The organism is Pantoea sp. X-Soil-ISGK-275, from assembly GCF_059730795.1.
Map to the genome: position 1 here is coordinate 2,387,171 of NZ_AP035976.1, position 16,308 is coordinate 2,403,478.

The window sequence follows — 16,308 nt, forward strand, 5'->3', positions numbered from 1 at the left end:
AGCCGGATAAATGGCACTGCCACGCAAATTAAAAGGCATGAACCTGTTCAACGACGCCAACAGCTATCAGGGTGTTGTCACCGCCGTGACGCTGCCGAAGCTGGCGCGCAAGCTCGACGCGTACCGCGCAGGCGGCATGAGCGGCGCAGCCTTCATCGACAACGGGCTGGAAGATGATGCGCTTGATATGGAATGGACTATCGGCGGCATTGATGAGCTGGTGCTCTCGCAGTGGGGCGCGTCCGCTGTCCCGATGCGCTTCACCGGCTCTTATCAGCGCGACGACACCGGCGAGGAAATCGCGGTCGAGGTCGAGGTGCGCGGCAAGCACCAGAGCTTTGACTTTGGCGAAGCCAAACAGGGCGAAGACACCGAAACCAAAATCACCAGCAAGAATACCTATTTCAAGCTGACGTGGAACGGCAAGGAGCTGATCGAGATCGATACCGTGAACATGGTGGAAAAGGTTAACGGCGTTGATCGCCTTGAGGCGCGCCGCAAAAACCTCGGCATCTTATAAACCCGACGCCAGCGCCATTCCGGTGCTGGCTTTACCTGACGACAGAAATGGAAATGAACATGGAAAAGAATGACTGCATCGTGGTACTGGAATATCCCATCAAACGCGGTGAGACCGAAATCAAAGACGTTGAACTGATTAAGCCGACCGCCGGTTCCCTGCGTGGTGTGCGCCTGGCGGATTTGTGTCAGTCAGATGTTGACTCGATGTTGACCGTGCTACCGCGCATCACCTCACCTTCGCTGACCAAAGCAGAATGCAACAACCTCGATCCGGCTGACCTGATTTCACTCAGCGGCAAGGTGATTGGTTTTTTGCAGTCGAAGTCGGACGAATAGCGTGGCCGGTCGGCCTGACGGTGAATGACCTGATGGCCGACGTTGCTACGATATTCCACTGGCCGCCCTCCGAGATGTACGCCATGCCGCTGGCCGAGCTGCTGGAGTGGCGGCACAAAGCCTTGATCCGCAGCGGAGCAGACCCGGATGAGCAATAACCTCAAGGTGCAGGTGCTGCTGAACGCGGTAGACCGTGCATCACGCCCTTTCAAAGCCGTGCAGAATGCCACCAAAGGTCTGGCAACCGACATCCGCCAGTCGCAGGACAGCATTCGTGATCTGGATGTGCAGTCGGGCAAAATCGACGGTTTCCGCCAGACCAGCGCGCAGCTCGCCGTCACGCAGCAGAAGCTCAAAAACGCCAAAGCCGAAGCCGAAGCGCTGGCCGTGGCGTTTCGCAACACCGCCCGCCCCACCGCACAGCAGGCGCGCGAGCTGGAAAAAGCCAAACAGGCGGCCGCCGCGCTGCAGACCAAATCCAACTCGCTGCGCCTGTCGGTGCAGCAGCAGCGCGACGCGCTGGCGGCGGCGGGCATTTCCACGCGCAACCTGAGCAGTGAGCAGCGGCGACTGAAAGAGGCCGCCGCGCAGGCCACGCAGAATCTCAACCGGCAAAAGCTGGAGCTGCAGCGCCTCAACGCGCAGCAGGAACGGCTTAACCGCGTCAGCGAGCGCTACCGGCGCGGGCAGGAGTTATCCGCGAAGGTGCGCAACGGCGGTGCAGCCGCGTTTGCCGGGGGCACAGCCGCGCTTTATGCCGGTAGCCGGTTAATGGCGCCAGAAATCCAGACGCAGCACAGCGGCGCACTGATTGCCGCCCGCCAGGGCGAAAGCGCGGCAAAAGGTGGCGAGTACACCGCTGCCATTCAGCGCATCAACGCGTCGGGCGTGAGCGGCGATATTGAGCAAATCACCGAGGCGGTATCGGCGGTGCGCAGCACGCTCGGTACGCTGGGCAACGTGGGTGAAGCCGAGTTAGACCGTATCACCCGTAAAGCGCTGGATATGCAGTCCACCTTCGGCACTGATACCGCCGAGAGCATCCAGATTGCCGCGATCATGATGAAAAACAAGCTGGCGGCAAACAGCGACGAGGCGCTGGATTTGATTGTTTCCGGCATGCAGCGCGTGTCGGCAGGTATGCGCGGCGAGATGCCCGAAATTCTGCATGAGTATTCAACGCACTTTCGCAATATGGGATTCACCGGCGCAGAAGCCATGTCGCTGCTGGTTGATATGTCGAAGCAGGGCAAGTTCGCGCTCGACAAGACCGGCGACGCGATTAAGGAGTTCAGCATTCGCGGCTCGGACATGTCGAAAAACAGCGTCGCCGCCTATCAGGAAATCGGTCTCAACGCCGGGAAGATGTCGCGCGACATCGCCAGCGGCGGTGACAAAGCCCGAGCGGCCATGCAGAAAACCGCGAAAGGGCTGCTTGCTATTAAAGACCCGGCCGCGCGGGCAAACGCGGCGATTTCCCTTTTCGGTACGCCGGTTGAGGATTTATCCGTTGACCAGATACCGGCGTTTCTCGGCGCGCTGGCTGGCGTGAAAAACCAGCTCGGCGACGTCACCGGCGCGGCCGCACGCATGGGTGACACGCTTCGCGATAACCTGTCGGGCGACGTGGCGAAGCTCAAAGGATCGTTTGAAGGGCTGCGCTTTAACGTCTTTAAGGGGATGGATAACCATCTTCGCGTGATGACCAAAAGCGCGACGAAATGGATTGAAAAGCTCGATGCTTGGGTGACGAAAAATCCCACCCTGACGGCCAATCTGGTGATGGTGACCGGCGCAATTGCCGGAGTGGCGGCGGTGCTCGGCGGCGTCGGGCTGGTTATCTGGCCGGTGATGATGGGCATCAACGCGCTTATCGCAGGCGCGGGCATGCTGAGCGTTGGATTCAGCATCGCCGGTGGCGCGATTGTCACGGCGCTCGGCGCAATCACGCTGCCGGTGCTGGCGATCGGCGCGGCTATCGTCGCCGGAGCGCTGCTGGTGCGTAAATACTGGGAGCCAATCAGCGCCTTTATGTCAGGCGTCGCCGCAGGATTCACCGCCGCGATGGGTCCGATTGGTGAGTCGTTTGGCTCGCTCAAGCCGCCGTTTGAATGGCTGGGCGGCAAGGTGAAAGAGCTGTGGGAATGGTTCGGCCGCCTGCTGGAGCCGGTGAAGTCCACGCAGTCAGAGCTGGCCACGGCCGGTGAGATGGGCAGGAAGTTTGGCAACATGCTGGCTGAGGCGTTGAAAATTCCGGGCGAAGCGCTTGACCAGCTGCGCGGCGGCATCGACTGGGTGCTGGAAAAGCTCGGTATCATCGACACCAAATCCAGCGATATCAGGGACAAAGTGCCGTCACCCGATCCGCTGGCGACCGGCGGCGCGGGCGTGGAAACCGGCAGGCTGCAGTACAGTCTGGCAACCGGCGGCGCGCCGTATCGCCCGGTGTCCGCGCCGTCTGGCGGTGGCAGCTTTACCGACCGCAGTCAGAATACCTATCAGTATGAAATTAAGATGCACGAAGGCATGACCAAAGACGACGCGCTGGCGCTCATGGCGCAGCATCAGGCGAAAGAGCAGCGCAACCGGCAGGCGCAGAACCGCAGCAAAATGGGCTGGGAGGATTAACCGATGATGATGATTTACGGCATGATGCCGTTCATGCGCCAGACGCTGCCGTATGGCGAGCTGCAGCAGAATATCGATTACCGCTGGCCGACAAACAGCCGCATCGGGCAGCGACCGGCGGCGCAGTTTATCGGCGTGGGTGACGAGAAAATCACGCTGTCCGGTGAGCTGCGCCCGGAAATCACCGGCGGCGCGGTTTCACTGATGACGGTGCGCCTGCTGGCCGATCAGGGTATGGCGTGGCCGCTGATTGGCGGCAGCGGGATGATTTACGGCATGTACGTGATCGAGAGCATTTCGAGCGCGCACAGCGAGTTTTTCCCCAACGGCGCGGCCAGTAAAATCATGTTTACCCTGAACCTCAAACGCGTGGATGAGTCGCTGACCTCAATGTTTGGCGACCTGAAAAAGCAGGCTGACGGGCTTATCGGTGGCGTGAGCAATCTGCCAGGGCAAATCACCTCGGCGGTCGACAGCGCCAAGTCAGCGGCTGGCAGTCTGATTTCACAGGCGGGAGGGCTGTTCGGATGACCGGCATCAGTGGATTACCGGTGCAGGCTGGCGCGCGCCTGACGCCGGATTTTTTACTCAAGGTGAACTCTAAGGACGTCACGAACAATCTGCGCGACCGGCTGCTCTCGCTGACGCTCACCGATAATCGCGGCTTTGAGGCTGACCAGCTAGACATCGAGCTGGACGACGCCGACGGCAAACTGGCAATGCCGGTGCGCGGCGCTGAGCTGTCGCTGTTTCTTGGCTGGAAGGGACAGGCGCTGGTCGGTAAAGGTACGTTTACTGTGGATGAGGTGGAGCACCACGGCGCGCCGGACACGATGACCATTCGCGCCCGCAGCGCCGACTTTCGCGGCTCGCTCAATTCCCGCCGCGAGGTGTCTTACCATGACACCACGCTCGGCGCGATCGTTGAGCAGATTGCCGGGCGCAATAATCTGAAAGCCATGCTGGCCGACGGCTTTGCCACCATCGCGGTGGCGCACATCGACCAGACGCAGGAAACCGACGCGAAGTTTTTAACCCGACTCGCCACGCTTTATGGTGCAGTGGCGGCAATCAAAGCCGGGCGGCTGCTGTTTATCCGGCCGGGGAACGGCGTCACGCTGAGCGGCAAGCCCATCCCGCAAATGACCATCACGCGCAAAGACGGCGACCGGCACAGTTTCAGCATTGCCGATCGCGGCGCGTACACCGGCGTGTCGGCGAGCTGGCTGCACACCAAAGACCCGAAACCGAAGAAAGTGAAGCTGCAGCGCAAGCCCAAAGCGCAACAGCAAAGCACCGTGGCACACCCGGACGCGAAGAAGACCAGCGCGAAGACGGATAAGCCGCAGGAGGCAAAAGAGGGTAATTACCTTGAGGGCAGCGAAGATAACGTGTTCACGCTGACGACGGTATTTTCCAGCCAGAAAACCGCGATGAGTGCGGCAAAGGCCAAGTGGGAAAAGCTGCAGCGTGGCGTGGCGGAGTTCTCGCTCACGCTGGCAATGGGGCGTGCTGATCTTTACCCGGAAACGCCGGTTAAAGTCAGTGGCTTTAAGTCAGTGATCGATGCGCAGCCGTGGCTTATCAGCAAGGTGACGCATAACCTGAGCAGCGGCGGTTACACCACGCAGTTGGAGTTTGAGGTGCTGCTGTCGGATGTTGAATATCAGTCAGTGCAAGAGGGTGAAACGGAAACCGGCTAATTAGGCTGTAATTTGCAAACTGCGATTTGCTTATTCAAAATTAGTCTTCGTCGCCCTACTCAGCCCGTAAGGATTTCAACATGATGCATTGCCCGCTATGCCAAACAGCTGCGCACGCCAAGAGCAGCCGTTATGTTTCCAAAGAAACCAAAGAACGTTATCACCAGTGTCAAAACATCAATTGCAGCTGCACTTTTAAAACACTTGAATCAGTCGCAGGAATTATTGTTTCGCCCGGCCAGGTTAACAAAGTTCCGCTCTACTCCAATCAACAGCATCAGCCTTCCCTACTTCACTAATCTAGCCCGCGATGCGGGCTTTTTCATGTTTACTTTCTGAGAATCAAACATTGAATACTGTATTTACATACAGTATTTTAGCCTGCATTTTAATATGGAGGCAGGTTATGGCGATCAGGAAGCTCAGCACGGGTAAATGGCTTTGCGAGTGCTATCTCAATGGCAGAGAGGGTAAACGTGTCAGAAGGCAGTTCAAAACCCGCGCCGAAGCCATTGCCTTCGAGCATTACACGTTAGACGAAAGCAAAGCCAAACCTTGGCTGGCAGAGAAGGAAGATAACCGCCGCTTAAGCGAGTTGATTGACCTATGGTATAACTTGCACGGCCGCTCACTCAGCGATCGCAAAGGACGCTTGGGTAAACTCAACATCATCTGCAATGGCCTGGACAATCCTATTGCTGCCAACATCACGGCAAAAGATTGGGCGCACTATCGTAATAGCCGGTTAGAAGGGAAAATCGAGAACGGTTATAAAACCAGTGCTAAATCTTTGAAGGTGTCACCGGGCACGGTCAATTGCGAGCACGCCTTTTTACGTGCTCTATTTAATGAGCTGGAACGTCTCGGCGAAATTGCCTACCCCAACCCACTCAAAAATATTCGCTTATTCGAGCAGCCCGAAAAAGAGATGGCGTGGCTGACGGAGGCGCAAATTAAAAAACTGTTTGCGGCTTGTGAAGTGCATGGCAATCCGCAACTGACATTGATTATTAAGATATGCCTCTCAACCGGTTGTCGCTGGAATGAGGCTGCAGCACTTAAAGCGTCGCAAATATCTCCGCTCAAAATCACGTTCATCAATACCAAAGGCAAGCGCAATCGCACCGTCCCGATTAGCAAAGAGCTGCATGACGAATTGAAGGATAAAGAAGGCAAGTTTTTCGAAGAGTGTTATCGCCAGTTCTATCGGGTGATCCGTCTCGCCGGAATCGAACTGCCAGAGGGTCAAATGAGTCACGTTCTGCGCCACAGCTTTGCCAGCCACTTCATGATGGCCGGTGGCAACATCTTGGTGCTGCAGCGCATACTTGGACACTCAGATATACGCGTAACCATGCGTTATGCCCACTTCGCGCCTGATCATCTCGAAGATGCTATTCACTGCAATCCATTGGCGATTATGGCCGGGAAAAGTGGCGGCAAAATGGCGGCGGAGGTTCTCACAGGGTAGAACACGGTGTAACAGGATGGGTAATAACTCATTGATAAATAGATAAGTTATTGATGCTGAACGGTAAACAAAAAAAGACCCAATACGATTCCTGTATCGGGTCCAGGGAAATGGCTCTTTGAGAGCCGTGCGCTAAAAGTTGGCATTTTTGCAGGCGAGGACGCCTTGCCATTTAAAGGTAGACCAGGATTGAGGGTTTTCCAGCCAATCCACAGGTTTGATACGCAAAGGTGACAACTCTGTGATCGGAGTGACAGAACGAGAAAGCAAGCGTAGCGGCAGAAATGTGCGCTACGCCTGAAAAATGAGGGGATTACTTATCGCACAGTTGCTGAGCGCGATCGATGATCGGCTGCAGACTCATTTTCTGATCGGGATGGGCTTTATCAACGGCGACGATGGTGTCGATCGATTGCAGCGTGCCCTGCCCGGCAGTTTTGCGCGCTAAGGCTTTATCGTTGAGCGGATACTGCAGCAACGTACCCGGATTAATCGCGAACAGTGCACCGTCTTTCTCGCAGGTCAACATCACCTCTTCGCGGGTGAAGGGCCATTTGTCTTTTCCAATCTCAAAACGGCTGACGGTAATAATCTGTGCCGCCATCGCCTGGCTGCACAGCGCCATCAATACGCAAGCTGGAATCAGTTTCTTCAGCAAAATATCGACCTCATTTCATCTTCTTTAATGGCACATTCAGGTCGGTGACAGTGTGGCAAACACGCTCACCAACCCAATAACAATAACGGCCAGCAGCAGCTCAAGCTGCGTCAGGCGAATAAACAGATGCGCTGCATTGCTGGCCGCCAGGCGAAAGCGCGGCACCAGCAGATATCGATTAGTTAACGCGATAGCGATCATCAGCATGACCAGCAGCACTTTCACCACCAGCAGCTCGCTCCACAGCGTAACTTGCCAATCTAGCGGTGAACCGGCAATCAGCAAGCTATTGATCGTGCCCGTCAGCAGCGCTAACGCTACCGCGAGATGTCCGTAACGCGAGAAGCGCATCATGCAGCGGATCGCATCGGTGCGAAAAGCAATCTGCCGCGCTTCACGCATCAGCACTAACAGTGGCAATAATCCGCCCGTCCAGAATGCAGCCGCAATTAAATGCAGCGCGTGATTGCCTTGTTGCAGTAATCCGGGCCAGCCATCGCGCATCGCCGCATGCCCAACGCCGGCTAAAGCCATCAGCTGCAAGAGGCCGCTGCATAGCAGCAGATTTTGCCGCAGTGTGCCACATAGCAGCAGCGCTAACGTGCTCAGCAGTGCGAAGGCAATTTCCCAGCGCCAAACCTGACCGAAGCGCGTGCTGAGCACCGCTTGCCAGGTTACCCTGTCACTGACATTTCGCCAGTCGCCGCTCATCAAGCCGGTTTGCGTTGCCAGCATCAGCACCGCGCTGAACAAACTCAGCAGCGCGCTGGTACGTAAAATTAAACCTAAACGTTGTGATAGCAGCGGACGATAGCGGCGCGGTGCCAGCAGCGCGGTATAGAAGGCGCTACCAGCGAGCAGCAGCACCGACAAAAAATGCAGCGCTCGCAAGCCAACCCACAACGTGCTCAAACTCATCAATCACTTCACGCTGAAGCTGTAGCTGCCTGTGGTTTTATGCCCATCAACGGACAGCACGTGCCAGTTAACCTGATAATTGCCCGATGGCAGCGGCTGGCTGATCGGCACAATCAACTGATCATGGTGTTTATCGTTGAGTGTGGCTTTCCCGACCGCCACCGGCTGATGTTGAGCATTGAGCACATCTACGCCACTGAATGCCGCTTCAACATCTTCGGTAAAGGTCAGCGTTAAATTCTGCGGGGAGGTTTCCACCACCGCTTTATCGGCGGGGACCGGTGTTTTCAGGTGAGCATGCGCAATGGCAAACTGGCTGAAGGCCAGCGTTGATGACGCCAGAAGTAGCGCGACGATCGAGTTGAACGCAGTTTTCTTCATGACTTCTTCCCTTTTAAATACGGCAAACCACCGTAAACGTGGCAGCAGGATACGCCGCCGACCCAAAGCTGTCGAGACTTGCGGTGCGATCCAATTCCCTTGATCCCAGGGTCCGAAACCATTACTTTTGCCCCTGTTTATCAGGAGAAAAGCATGAGCCAAAACCTTGCCCTGCTCTCGCAGGAAGAGAAAGACAAAGTGAATGTCGATCTGGCCGCCGCAGGCGTTGCATTTAAAGAGCGTTACAATATGCCGGTGATTGCCGAAATGGTGGAACGCGAGCAACCCGAAGCGCTGCGTGACTGGTTTCGTCAGCGCTTAATGAACTATCGCCAGGCCTCGCTTAGCCTGTCGCGCCTGCCTTACGAACCTAAGCAGAAGTAATTTATGTTACGTGTTATTGATACCGAAACCTGCGGCCTGCAGGGCGGCGTGGTGGAAGTGGCGTCGGTAGATGTCATTGATGGTCAGATCGTTAATCCAATGAGCGACTTAATCTGCCCGGATCGCCCCATCAGCCGTCAGGCGATGGCGGTACATCGTATTACCGAAGCGATGGTGGTGGGCAAACCCACCATTGAAGAAGCGATTGGCCGCTACCACGGCAGTCCGCATTACGTGGCGCACAACGCCAGCTTTGATCGCCGCATGTTGCCCACCATGCCCGGCGAATGGATCTGCACCATGACGCTGGCGCGTCAGTTGTGGCCTGGCATTAAATACGGCAATCAGGCGCTGCGTCATAGCCTGAAGCTGGATGTCACGCCACCGGCCGAACTGCATGCGCACCGCGCATTGTATGACTGCTACGTCACCGCTGCGCTGCTGATCCGCATTATGGAAACCTCAGGCTGGAACGCCGAGCAAATGGCGAATTTATGCCAGCCCGCGCCGGTGAGCGGCGATGTGTTCCCGTTCGGCAAATATCGCGGTCAGAGCATTGGCAGCATCGCGCGTAAAGATCCCGGCTATCTGCGTTGGGTGCTGGAAAATGTGCGCGATTTGCGCCCACCGTTGCGGCAGGCGCTGCGCAAGTATGTGAAGAGCGATCAGTAATCGACGCGGTCTGGCAAGCTGCCCTGCGCCAGGCCGATCAGGAAAGTGAACTCCTGTGCCACACCTTCATACGCTTTGAAACGACCCGATTTGCCGCCGTGACCAGAATCCATCTCAGTACAGAGTAACAGCAGCGAATCGTTGGTTTTCAGCTCGCGCAGTTTCGCCACCCACTTAGCCGGTTCCCAATACTGCACCTGTGAATCGTGCAGGCCAGTGGTAACCAGCAGATGCGGATAGGCTTTGGCCTCGATGTTGTCATACGGGCTGTATTGGCGGATGAGGTGATAGAACTCCGCCTGTTCAGGATTGCCCCACTCATCGTATTCGCCGGTGGTCAGCGGAATCGTTGGATCGAGCATGGTAGTGACCACATCCACAAATGGTACCTGCGCCACCACGCCGTGGAACAGATCTGGTGCCATGTTCACCACGCCGCCCATCAGTAATCCTCCGGCGCTGCCGCCCATCGCGTAGAGCTGCTGACGATTGCCATACCCTTTCGCCACCAGCGCTTCGGTGACATCAATAAAATCAGTGAAGCTGTTGATTTTATTCTTCAGGCGGCCACCGTCATACCATTGCTGGCCGAGTTCGCCGCCGCCGCGCACATGAATAATGGCGTAGACGAAGCCGCGCTCGAGCAAGCTGATGCGGCTGGTGCCAAAGCTGGCATCCATGCTGCTGCCGTAAGCACCGTAACCGTACACCAGCAACGGATTGTTGCCGCGCTGGAAATGCTTGCGGTGATAGACCAGCGAAACCGGTACTTCCGTTCCATCGCGCACCGTAATCCACAGATGCTCGCTTTTATAGTCCTCAGATTTAAATCCCGGCACCGGCGTGCGCTTTAGCACACGGCGATCGCCGGTCTCCATGTTCAGTTCGAACAGGGTGGTTGGCATGGTCATTGAAGAGTAGCCATAGCGCAAGGTGTCGCTTTCCGGCGAAGGATTGTAGGCAAGCCAGGTGACATAGGCCGGGTCGTCAAAGGCGATACCGAAGCTTTCGCCGCTCTCCCAGTTAATCTGCCGCAAGGTATTTACGCCGTGCTGCCGCTCTTCCACCACCAACCAATGGCGGAACAGCTGGAAATCTTCCAGCACCACGTTGTCACGCGCCGGGATCAGCGATTGCCAACGCGCTTCCGCCAGCCACGCGCTGCGATAGAGGCCGAAGTTTTTGCCGTCGCGATTCGAGCGGATGTAGAACTGATGATTGTAGTGATCGATGCTGTATTCGTGATCACGCCGACGTGGGCAAAATGTTTGCGGCTGCGCATCCGGATATTCAGCATCGATCAGCAGAATTTCGCTGGTGTTGGTGCTATATAGCGCAATCAGAATGAAGTGCTCGGAGGTGGTTTTGTGCACGCTCACGTGGAAGGAATCATCCTTCTCTTCATACACTAGCTGATCGTCAGATTGCGGATGTCCCAGCTCATGGCGCCAAACCTGATACGCCAGCAGCGTTTTCGGATGCTTACGCACGTAATAGAGCGTACGGGAATCGTTGGCCCAGGCAACGCTGGAGGATGCATTGGTCAGCAGTTCCGGATACCAGCTGCCGCTCTGCAGATTACGGAAGCGAATGCCATATTGACGGCGCGACAGGAAATCTTCCGCTAACGCCATCACCTGATTGTCTGGCGTAATCGCCAGCGCGCCCATGGTGTAAAAATCACTGTGCGCGGCGCGTTGGTTACCATCGAGCAGCAGCTGCCACGGCTCCTCAGCCGGCGCGTCTAGCGGCTGGCGGAAATAGGCGGGATATTCGTTGCCCACTTCATAACGGCTTTGATAGCGATAACCATTTTTCACATAGGGCACCGAGTGATCCTGCGGCGGAATACGGTCGACGATCTCTTTCAGCACCCGTTCCTGCAGCGGGTTCTGCGACGCCATCATGGCGCGGCCATAATCATTTTCGGCATGCAGATGGGCCAGCACTTCTGGATTCTCGCGGTCGTCATCACGCAACCAGTGATAATTGTCGATGCGCGTTTCACCGTGCAGATTCATGGCATGGGGAATTTTTTTCGCGTGTGGCTGATTCATTAGGCTCTTCTCACTGAAGGACAACATTCAGCAAGCGTGGCACTAATCGCGCGTGATGCCAAGCTGCACGCAGCATCACTTTGCGCAGGGCAAACCAGACAGGGAAAACGAAGGCTGCAGATGCAACCTTCGTAGGGGATTACGCGGCTTTTTCCGCGTCGATATCACGCTGAATACCGTCGCGCACATCCTGGGGAATTTTCAGCGCATCGCCGAGCGCGGAGAGATAGCTGCGCTCCATAAAGTGGTCGACATCAATGGCGGCACAGCTGAGGAAATAGAGCTCCAGCGCCTCTTCTTCGTTTTTAACATCAGCGGCCAGCCAGTTGGGATCGAGCGGGCGATTCATTGCCTGCTGAATCAACGCTTCGGCTTGCGCGCCGTAGCCCGCCTGCTGAATGTTTTGCTCAATCGCGGCGCGCTCCTGATCGTCAATATGACCGTCACTTTTCGCCGCGAACACCAGCGCCGTGACTAATCGCTCTGCACGTTGATCCATCGGCGTTTGCAGCTGACCAAAGCCCGCATCGTCCTGATGGGTTTCACGTATGCGCTGTTTGTACTTATTCCACAGCAGCGCGCCCGCCGCCGCGCCGCCGCCCAACAACAAGGCTTTGCCGCCATATTTGGTCAGCAGCTTACGCGTGGATTTACTGCCCACCAGCAATCCCGCCAGCCCGCCCAATGCGCCGGGTGCCAGCATGTCACTTAAGCCGCCCGATTTTCCGTCACCGCCCTTCTTCGCCAGCACCGATTGAATTTGCTGTAGCCAATTACTCATCGTTTAACTCCCGTTTAATTTTCCGTTCTCCATGCTGCCGCAGGCTATGTCAGTTAACGTCAGAGCGGGAAAAGTATGGCAAACCTGATCGTGGCGAAAGCGTGAGTACGCAAACGTTTTCGTTTATACTGCGCGCGCATTTTGACTGCTAAGGTGAAATTATGACGACTCTCGGAACCGCGCTGCGCCCTGCCGCTACGCGTGTCATGCTGTTAGGTTCAGGCGAATTAGGCAAAGAAGTGGCACTAGAGTGCCAGCGTCTGGGTGTGGAAGTGATTGCGGTGGATCGTTACGCCGATGCCCCAGCGATGCACATGGCGCATCGCAGCTATGTGATCAACATGCTGGACGGTGACGCGCTGGCCGCATTGATTGCCCAGGAAAAGCCGCACTTCGTGGTGCCTGAAATTGAAGCCATCGCCACCGAAAAACTGCTGGAGCTGGAAGCGCAAGGTCAGAAAGTGGTGCCAACCGCACGCGCCGCACGTCTGACCATGAACCGCGAAGGCATTCGTCGTCTGGCAGCGGAAGAGTTGTCGTTACCGACCTCGACTTACCAGTTTGCTGACAGCAAAGAGAATTTTGTGGCCGCCGCTGAAGCGATTGGATTCCCGTGCATCGTTAAGCCGGTGATGAGCTCATCCGGTAAAGGCCAGAGCTTTATCCGCGAAGCCAGCCAACTGGACAAAGCCTGGGATTATGCGCAGCAAGGCGGACGTGCCGGTGCGGGACGCGTGATCGTTGAAGGCGTGGTGAAGTTTGATTTCGAGATCACTTTGCTGACCATCAGCGCGGTGGATGGCATCCACTTCTGCGCGCCGATTGGTCATCGTCAGGAAGATGGCGATTATCGTGAATCATGGCAGCCGCAGCAGATGAGTGAACTGGCGCTGCAACGCGCGCAGGATATCGCCGCCAATGTGGTGAAAGCGCTGGGCGGATACGGCCTGTTTGGCGTGGAGCTGTTCGTCTGTGGTGATGACGTGGTGCTCAGCGAAGTGTCACCGCGTCCGCACGATACCGGTATGGTTACGCTGATTTCGCAGGATCTGTCCGAGTTCGCATTGCATGTGCGCGCCTTCCTCGGTCTGCCAATTGGCGGCATTCGTCAATACGGCCCTGCGGCGTCGGCAGTGATTCTGCCTGAGCTGAACAGCCAGAACGTGCAATTCGGGAATATCGAAGCGGCGCTGGGTGTCGGGTTGCAGCTGCGCCTGTTTGGTAAGCCGGAGATTGCCGGTCAGCGCCGTTTGGGTGTGGCGTTGGCGACCGGTGAAAACACCGATGACGCTATCGCGCGCGCCGTTGCCAGTGCGGCAGCGGTGAAAGTGGAAGGTTAAGTGTAAGTTGAAAGGTCGCCATGAATGGCGACCCTACCAATTTATGCACGCGCCCCTTCAACCGCTTCACGCGCCAGACGCGTAATACGATCCCAGTCACCGCTTTCCAGCGCATCATTCGGTACCAGCCACGAACCGCCGATACACAGCACGCTTTTCAGCGCCAGATAATCACGATAGTTCGCTGGCGAGATGCCACCGGTTGGGCAGAAACGCACCTGCGGGAACGGACCACCAATCGCAGATAATGCTTTCACGCCACCATTGGCTTCTGCCGGGAAGAATTTGAACTCACGCAGGCCGTAATCCATACCGGTCATCAGTTCTGAAACCGTGCTGATACCTGGTATCAATGGCACCGGGCCTTCAACCGCCGCTTTCAGCAGCGATTCCGTCAATCCTGGGCTGATAACAAACTGCGCACCGGCATCAGTGACTTCTTTCAGTTGCTGCGTGTTGATCACCGTGCCCGCACCAACAATCGCTTCCGGTACTTCTTTAATCATGGCGCGCAGTGCGTCCATCGCCACCGGGGTACGCAGCGTAACTTCCAGCACGCGCACTCCGCCCGCAACCAGCGCTTTCGCCATCGGCACGGCGTGTTCCAACTTGTTCACCACGATGACCGGCACGACCGGGCCAGTTTTCAGGATCTGTTCAGCACTTGTTTTCCAGTTCTTCATCACGTTTCCTTAGTTGCATCAGCCCGGCGTTTAGCCACGCTGTCAATAATTGGGGTCTACCATACAAGATCGGCTGGAGCGGCGTCCATCGGATATCAAAATTTTTTGAAACTCAGGTTCACTTTTAAGAAAAATGAATTTTGGCCGAAAAAAAGCCCGCACATTGGCGGGCTCAGCATTAGGTCTTTATTCAAACTCGTTCCAGGAACGGCCATCGCGGGTAATCATCGCGACTGAGGCAACCGGTCCCCACGTTCCCGCCTGATACGGCTTCGGCGCTTCGGCATCGGCATTCCAGGCATCGATGATCGAATCCACCCAACCCCACGCCGCTTCCACTTCATCACGACGCACAAACAGCGCCTGAATACCGCGCATGGTTTCCAGCAGCAGACGCTCGTAAGCATCAGCCAGATGTGACTGGTTAAAGGTTTCGGAGTAACTCAGATCCAGCTTAGTGGTCTGCAGTTTATGCTTGTGGTCGAGTCCCGGCACTTTGTTGAGGATTTCGATATCCACACCTTCGTCCGGCTGCAGACGAATGGTCAACTTGTTCTGCGGCAGTTCAGCGTACGAATCTTTGAATAGGTTCATCTCAGGATTCTTGAAGTACACCACCACTTCAGAGCATTTGGTTGGCAAGCGCTTGCCGGTGCGAAGATAGAACGGCACGCCAGCCCAACGCCAGTTGTCGATATCCACGCGGATAGCCACGAAGCTTTCAGTGGCGCTTTGCTTGTTCGCGCCCTCTTCTTCCAGATAGCCTGGCACTTTCTTGCCCTGCACAAAGCCGGCGGTGTACTGACCACGCACGGTTTTCTCGCGCACGTTGGTTTGATCAATACGACGCAGTGAGCGCAGCACTTTTACTTTTTCATCACGAATCGCATCCGCGCTCAAATCAGACGGCGGCGACATGGCAATCATGGTAAGGATCTGCAACAGGTGGTTCTGGATCATGTCACGCATCTGGCCGGCTTTGTCGAAGTAACCCCAACGGCCTTCAATGCCCACCTCTTCCGCCACGGTAATCTGCACGTGATCGATGGTGCGATTGTCCCAGTTGTTGACGAAGATGGAGTTGGCAAAACGCAGCGCCAGCAGGTTGAGCACCGTCTCTTTACCCAGATAGTGGTCAATTCGGAACACCTGACCTTCTTCGAAGTATTTGCCAACGCTGTCATTGATCTCTTGCGAGGTTTCCAATGAGGTGCCGAGCGGCTTTTCCATCACCACGCGCGCCGGTTTGGCGTTCAGCTTGGCGGCGCCCAAACCGTCACAGATCGCGCCAAAGGTGCTTGGCGGCATGGCGAAGTAGTTGATGGTGACGCGGTTTTTCTGGTCAAGCATTTTGCCCAGTTTGGTGAAATGCGAGGTGTCATTTACGTCGAGGTTACAGAAGTCGAGACGGCTGCTGAGTGTGTCCCACAGCGCTTCATCGATCTTCTCTTTCATGAAGGTTTCCAGCGCTTCACGTACCACTTTGGTGTACGCGGCTTTGTCCCAATCCGCGCGACCCACGCCAATAATGCGAGTGGTTTCATGAATCTGACCGGCTTTTTCCAACTGATACAGTGATGGCAACAGTTTACGGCGCGCTAAATCGCCTTTGGCACCGAAAATCACCAGATCGCATGCCTGGGCTGTTTGTGTAACCGCCATTTTCCTCTCCTCGTTGCAGGATATACCCGGCTTGAGCGTTCTCATCACGCCGGGTCCTTATTGTAATTTTCTTACAGCACAATGTACGTTTTTCGCCGGTTCAGGACAACCC

The 16,308-nt window shown here is 56.1% G+C and carries 18 protein-coding genes; 11 read left to right on the top strand and 7 right to left on the bottom strand.

Annotated features, from left to right (window positions below; translation table 11 throughout):
• Positions 1-10 precede the first annotated feature (10 nt).
• The 8 genes from AC6I8A_RS11185 (at position 11) to AC6I8A_RS11220 (ending at position 6,660) form a co-directional block, all read left to right on the top strand.
• Entirely contained in the window at positions 11-520 is a 510-nt protein-coding gene (locus AC6I8A_RS11185; protein WP_497818495.1) for a phage major tail tube protein, read from the top strand.
• 59 nt (positions 521-579) lie between these two features.
• Positions 580-858: a phage tail assembly protein gene (locus AC6I8A_RS11190; RefSeq protein WP_497818496.1), complete on the top strand. Its 279-nt coding sequence runs from the start codon at positions 580-582 to the stop codon at positions 856-858.
• A gap of 32 nt (positions 859-890) precedes the next feature.
• Positions 891-1,016 carry a GpE family phage tail protein gene (locus AC6I8A_RS11195; RefSeq protein WP_497818497.1) on the top strand — a complete coding sequence of 42 codons (126 nt, stop codon included), beginning with the start codon at positions 891-893 and terminating at the stop codon, positions 1,014-1,016.
• Complete coding sequence (locus tag AC6I8A_RS11200; protein ID WP_497818498.1) at positions 1,006-3,486, top strand: phage tail tape measure protein; 2,481 nt, start codon at positions 1,006-1,008, stop codon at positions 3,484-3,486. The genes AC6I8A_RS11195 and AC6I8A_RS11200 overlap by 11 nt, the downstream gene beginning before the upstream one ends.
• A gap of 3 nt (positions 3,487-3,489) precedes the next feature.
• Complete coding sequence (locus AC6I8A_RS11205) at positions 3,490-4,017, top strand: phage tail protein (RefSeq protein WP_497818499.1); 528 nt, start codon at positions 3,490-3,492, stop codon at positions 4,015-4,017.
• Entirely contained in the window at positions 4,014-5,189 is a 1,176-nt protein-coding gene (locus AC6I8A_RS11210) for a phage late control D family protein (RefSeq protein ID WP_497818500.1), read from the top strand. The genes AC6I8A_RS11205 and AC6I8A_RS11210 overlap by 4 nt, the downstream gene beginning before the upstream one ends.
• 80 nt (positions 5,190-5,269) lie before the next feature.
• The gene (locus AC6I8A_RS11215; RefSeq protein ID WP_154193718.1) at positions 5,270-5,488 is read left to right on the top strand and encodes an ogr/Delta-like zinc finger family protein; all 219 of its coding nucleotides are present in this window, start codon (positions 5,270-5,272) and stop codon (positions 5,486-5,488) included.
• 107 nt (positions 5,489-5,595) lie between these two features.
• Entirely contained in the window at positions 5,596-6,660 is a 1,065-nt protein-coding gene (locus AC6I8A_RS11220; RefSeq protein WP_497818501.1) for a phage integrase, read from the top strand.
• A gap of 313 nt (positions 6,661-6,973) precedes the next feature.
• On the opposite strand, the gene AC6I8A_RS11225 is transcribed toward AC6I8A_RS11220, so the two are convergent.
• Genes AC6I8A_RS11225 through copC form a run of 3 tightly spaced genes read right to left on the bottom strand, consistent with a single transcriptional unit; the run spans position 6,974 to position 8,617 of the window.
• Positions 6,974-7,321 (bottom strand): YebY family protein, encoded by a 348-nt coding sequence (locus AC6I8A_RS11225; RefSeq protein ID WP_179450897.1) that lies wholly within the window; start codon positions 7,319-7,321, stop codon positions 6,974-6,976.
• Positions 7,322-7,354: 33 nt separating this feature from the next.
• Complete coding sequence (copD, locus tag AC6I8A_RS11230) at positions 7,355-8,236, bottom strand: copper homeostasis membrane protein CopD (RefSeq protein WP_497818502.1); 882 nt, start codon at positions 8,234-8,236, stop codon at positions 7,355-7,357.
• A gap of 3 nt (positions 8,237-8,239) precedes the next feature.
• A complete protein-coding gene (gene copC / locus AC6I8A_RS11235; protein WP_479489585.1) occupies positions 8,240-8,617 on the bottom strand; it encodes a copper homeostasis periplasmic binding protein CopC in 378 nt (125 codons plus the stop codon).
• A gap of 153 nt (positions 8,618-8,770) precedes the next feature.
• On the opposite strand from copC, the gene AC6I8A_RS11240 reads away from it, so the two are divergent.
• Positions 8,771-9,001, top strand: coding sequence for a DNA polymerase III subunit theta (locus tag AC6I8A_RS11240; RefSeq protein ID WP_008110458.1), 231 nt, complete (start codon positions 8,771-8,773; stop codon positions 8,999-9,001).
• Positions 9,002-9,004: 3 nt separating this feature from the next.
• Entirely contained in the window at positions 9,005-9,673 is a 669-nt protein-coding gene (exoX, locus tag AC6I8A_RS11245) for an exodeoxyribonuclease X (RefSeq protein WP_008110459.1), read from the top strand.
• On the opposite strand, the gene AC6I8A_RS11250 is transcribed toward exoX, so the two are convergent.
• Together AC6I8A_RS11250 and AC6I8A_RS11255 are read right to left on the bottom strand one after the other, a co-directional pair.
• The gene (locus AC6I8A_RS11250; protein ID WP_256696617.1) at positions 9,667-11,730 is read right to left on the bottom strand and encodes a prolyl oligopeptidase family serine peptidase; all 2,064 of its coding nucleotides are present in this window, start codon (positions 11,728-11,730) and stop codon (positions 9,667-9,669) included. The two genes, exoX and AC6I8A_RS11250, sit on opposite strands and share 7 nt — an antisense overlap.
• Positions 11,731-11,869: 139 nt before the next feature.
• Positions 11,870-12,511: a tellurite resistance TerB family protein gene (locus AC6I8A_RS11255; protein ID WP_137385935.1), complete on the bottom strand. Its 642-nt coding sequence runs from the start codon at positions 12,509-12,511 to the stop codon at positions 11,870-11,872.
• Between the two features lie 161 nt (positions 12,512-12,672).
• Between AC6I8A_RS11255 and purT the strand changes: the two genes are divergently transcribed.
• Positions 12,673-13,851, top strand: coding sequence for a formate-dependent phosphoribosylglycinamide formyltransferase (gene purT / locus AC6I8A_RS11260; RefSeq protein ID WP_497818503.1), 1,179 nt, complete (start codon positions 12,673-12,675; stop codon positions 13,849-13,851).
• Positions 13,852-13,892: 41 nt separating this feature from the next.
• Here the strand turns inward: purT and AC6I8A_RS11265 are convergent, their stop codons facing one another.
• A complete protein-coding gene (locus tag AC6I8A_RS11265; protein ID WP_008110463.1) occupies positions 13,893-14,534 on the bottom strand; it encodes a bifunctional 4-hydroxy-2-oxoglutarate aldolase/2-dehydro-3-deoxy-phosphogluconate aldolase in 642 nt (213 codons plus the stop codon).
• Positions 14,535-14,720: 186 nt separating this feature from the next.
• Entirely contained in the window at positions 14,721-16,196 is a 1,476-nt protein-coding gene (zwf, locus tag AC6I8A_RS11270) for a glucose-6-phosphate dehydrogenase (protein WP_036650196.1), read from the bottom strand.
• Positions 16,197-16,308 lie beyond the last annotated feature (112 nt).

Excerpts from the sequence above, each read along its gene's own strand:
- AC6I8A_RS11185 (WP_497818495.1), top strand. The coding sequence starts at position 11 with ATGGCACTGCCACGCAAATTAAAAGGCATGAACCTGTTCAACGACGCC.
- AC6I8A_RS11190 (WP_497818496.1), top strand. The coding sequence starts at position 580 with ATGGAAAAGAATGACTGCATCGTGGTACTGGAATATCCCATCAAACGC.
- AC6I8A_RS11195 (WP_497818497.1), top strand. The coding sequence starts at position 891 with ATGGCCGACGTTGCTACGATATTCCACTGGCCGCCCTCCGAGATGTAC.
- AC6I8A_RS11200 (WP_497818498.1), top strand. The coding sequence starts at position 1,006 with ATGAGCAATAACCTCAAGGTGCAGGTGCTGCTGAACGCGGTAGACCGT.
- AC6I8A_RS11205 (WP_497818499.1), top strand. The coding sequence starts at position 3,490 with ATGATGATGATTTACGGCATGATGCCGTTCATGCGCCAGACGCTGCCG.
- AC6I8A_RS11210 (WP_497818500.1), top strand. The coding sequence starts at position 4,014 with ATGACCGGCATCAGTGGATTACCGGTGCAGGCTGGCGCGCGCCTGACG.
- AC6I8A_RS11215 (WP_154193718.1), top strand. The coding sequence starts at position 5,270 with ATGATGCATTGCCCGCTATGCCAAACAGCTGCGCACGCCAAGAGCAGC.
- AC6I8A_RS11220 (WP_497818501.1), top strand. The coding sequence starts at position 5,596 with ATGGCGATCAGGAAGCTCAGCACGGGTAAATGGCTTTGCGAGTGCTAT.
- copD (WP_497818502.1), bottom strand. The coding sequence starts at position 8,236 with ATGAGTTTGAGCACGTTGTGGGTTGGCTTGCGAGCGCTGCATTTTTTG.
- copC (WP_479489585.1), bottom strand. The coding sequence starts at position 8,617 with ATGAAGAAAACTGCGTTCAACTCGATCGTCGCGCTACTTCTGGCGTCA.
- AC6I8A_RS11240 (WP_008110458.1), top strand. The coding sequence starts at position 8,771 with ATGAGCCAAAACCTTGCCCTGCTCTCGCAGGAAGAGAAAGACAAAGTG.
- exoX (WP_008110459.1), top strand. The coding sequence starts at position 9,005 with ATGTTACGTGTTATTGATACCGAAACCTGCGGCCTGCAGGGCGGCGTG.
- AC6I8A_RS11250 (WP_256696617.1), bottom strand. The coding sequence starts at position 11,730 with ATGAATCAGCCACACGCGAAAAAAATTCCCCATGCCATGAATCTGCAC.
- AC6I8A_RS11255 (WP_137385935.1), bottom strand. The coding sequence starts at position 12,511 with ATGAGTAATTGGCTACAGCAAATTCAATCGGTGCTGGCGAAGAAGGGC.
- purT (WP_497818503.1), top strand. The coding sequence starts at position 12,673 with ATGACGACTCTCGGAACCGCGCTGCGCCCTGCCGCTACGCGTGTCATG.
- AC6I8A_RS11265 (WP_008110463.1), bottom strand. The coding sequence starts at position 14,534 with ATGAAGAACTGGAAAACAAGTGCTGAACAGATCCTGAAAACTGGCCCG.
- zwf (WP_036650196.1), bottom strand. The coding sequence starts at position 16,196 with ATGGCGGTTACACAAACAGCCCAGGCATGCGATCTGGTGATTTTCGGT.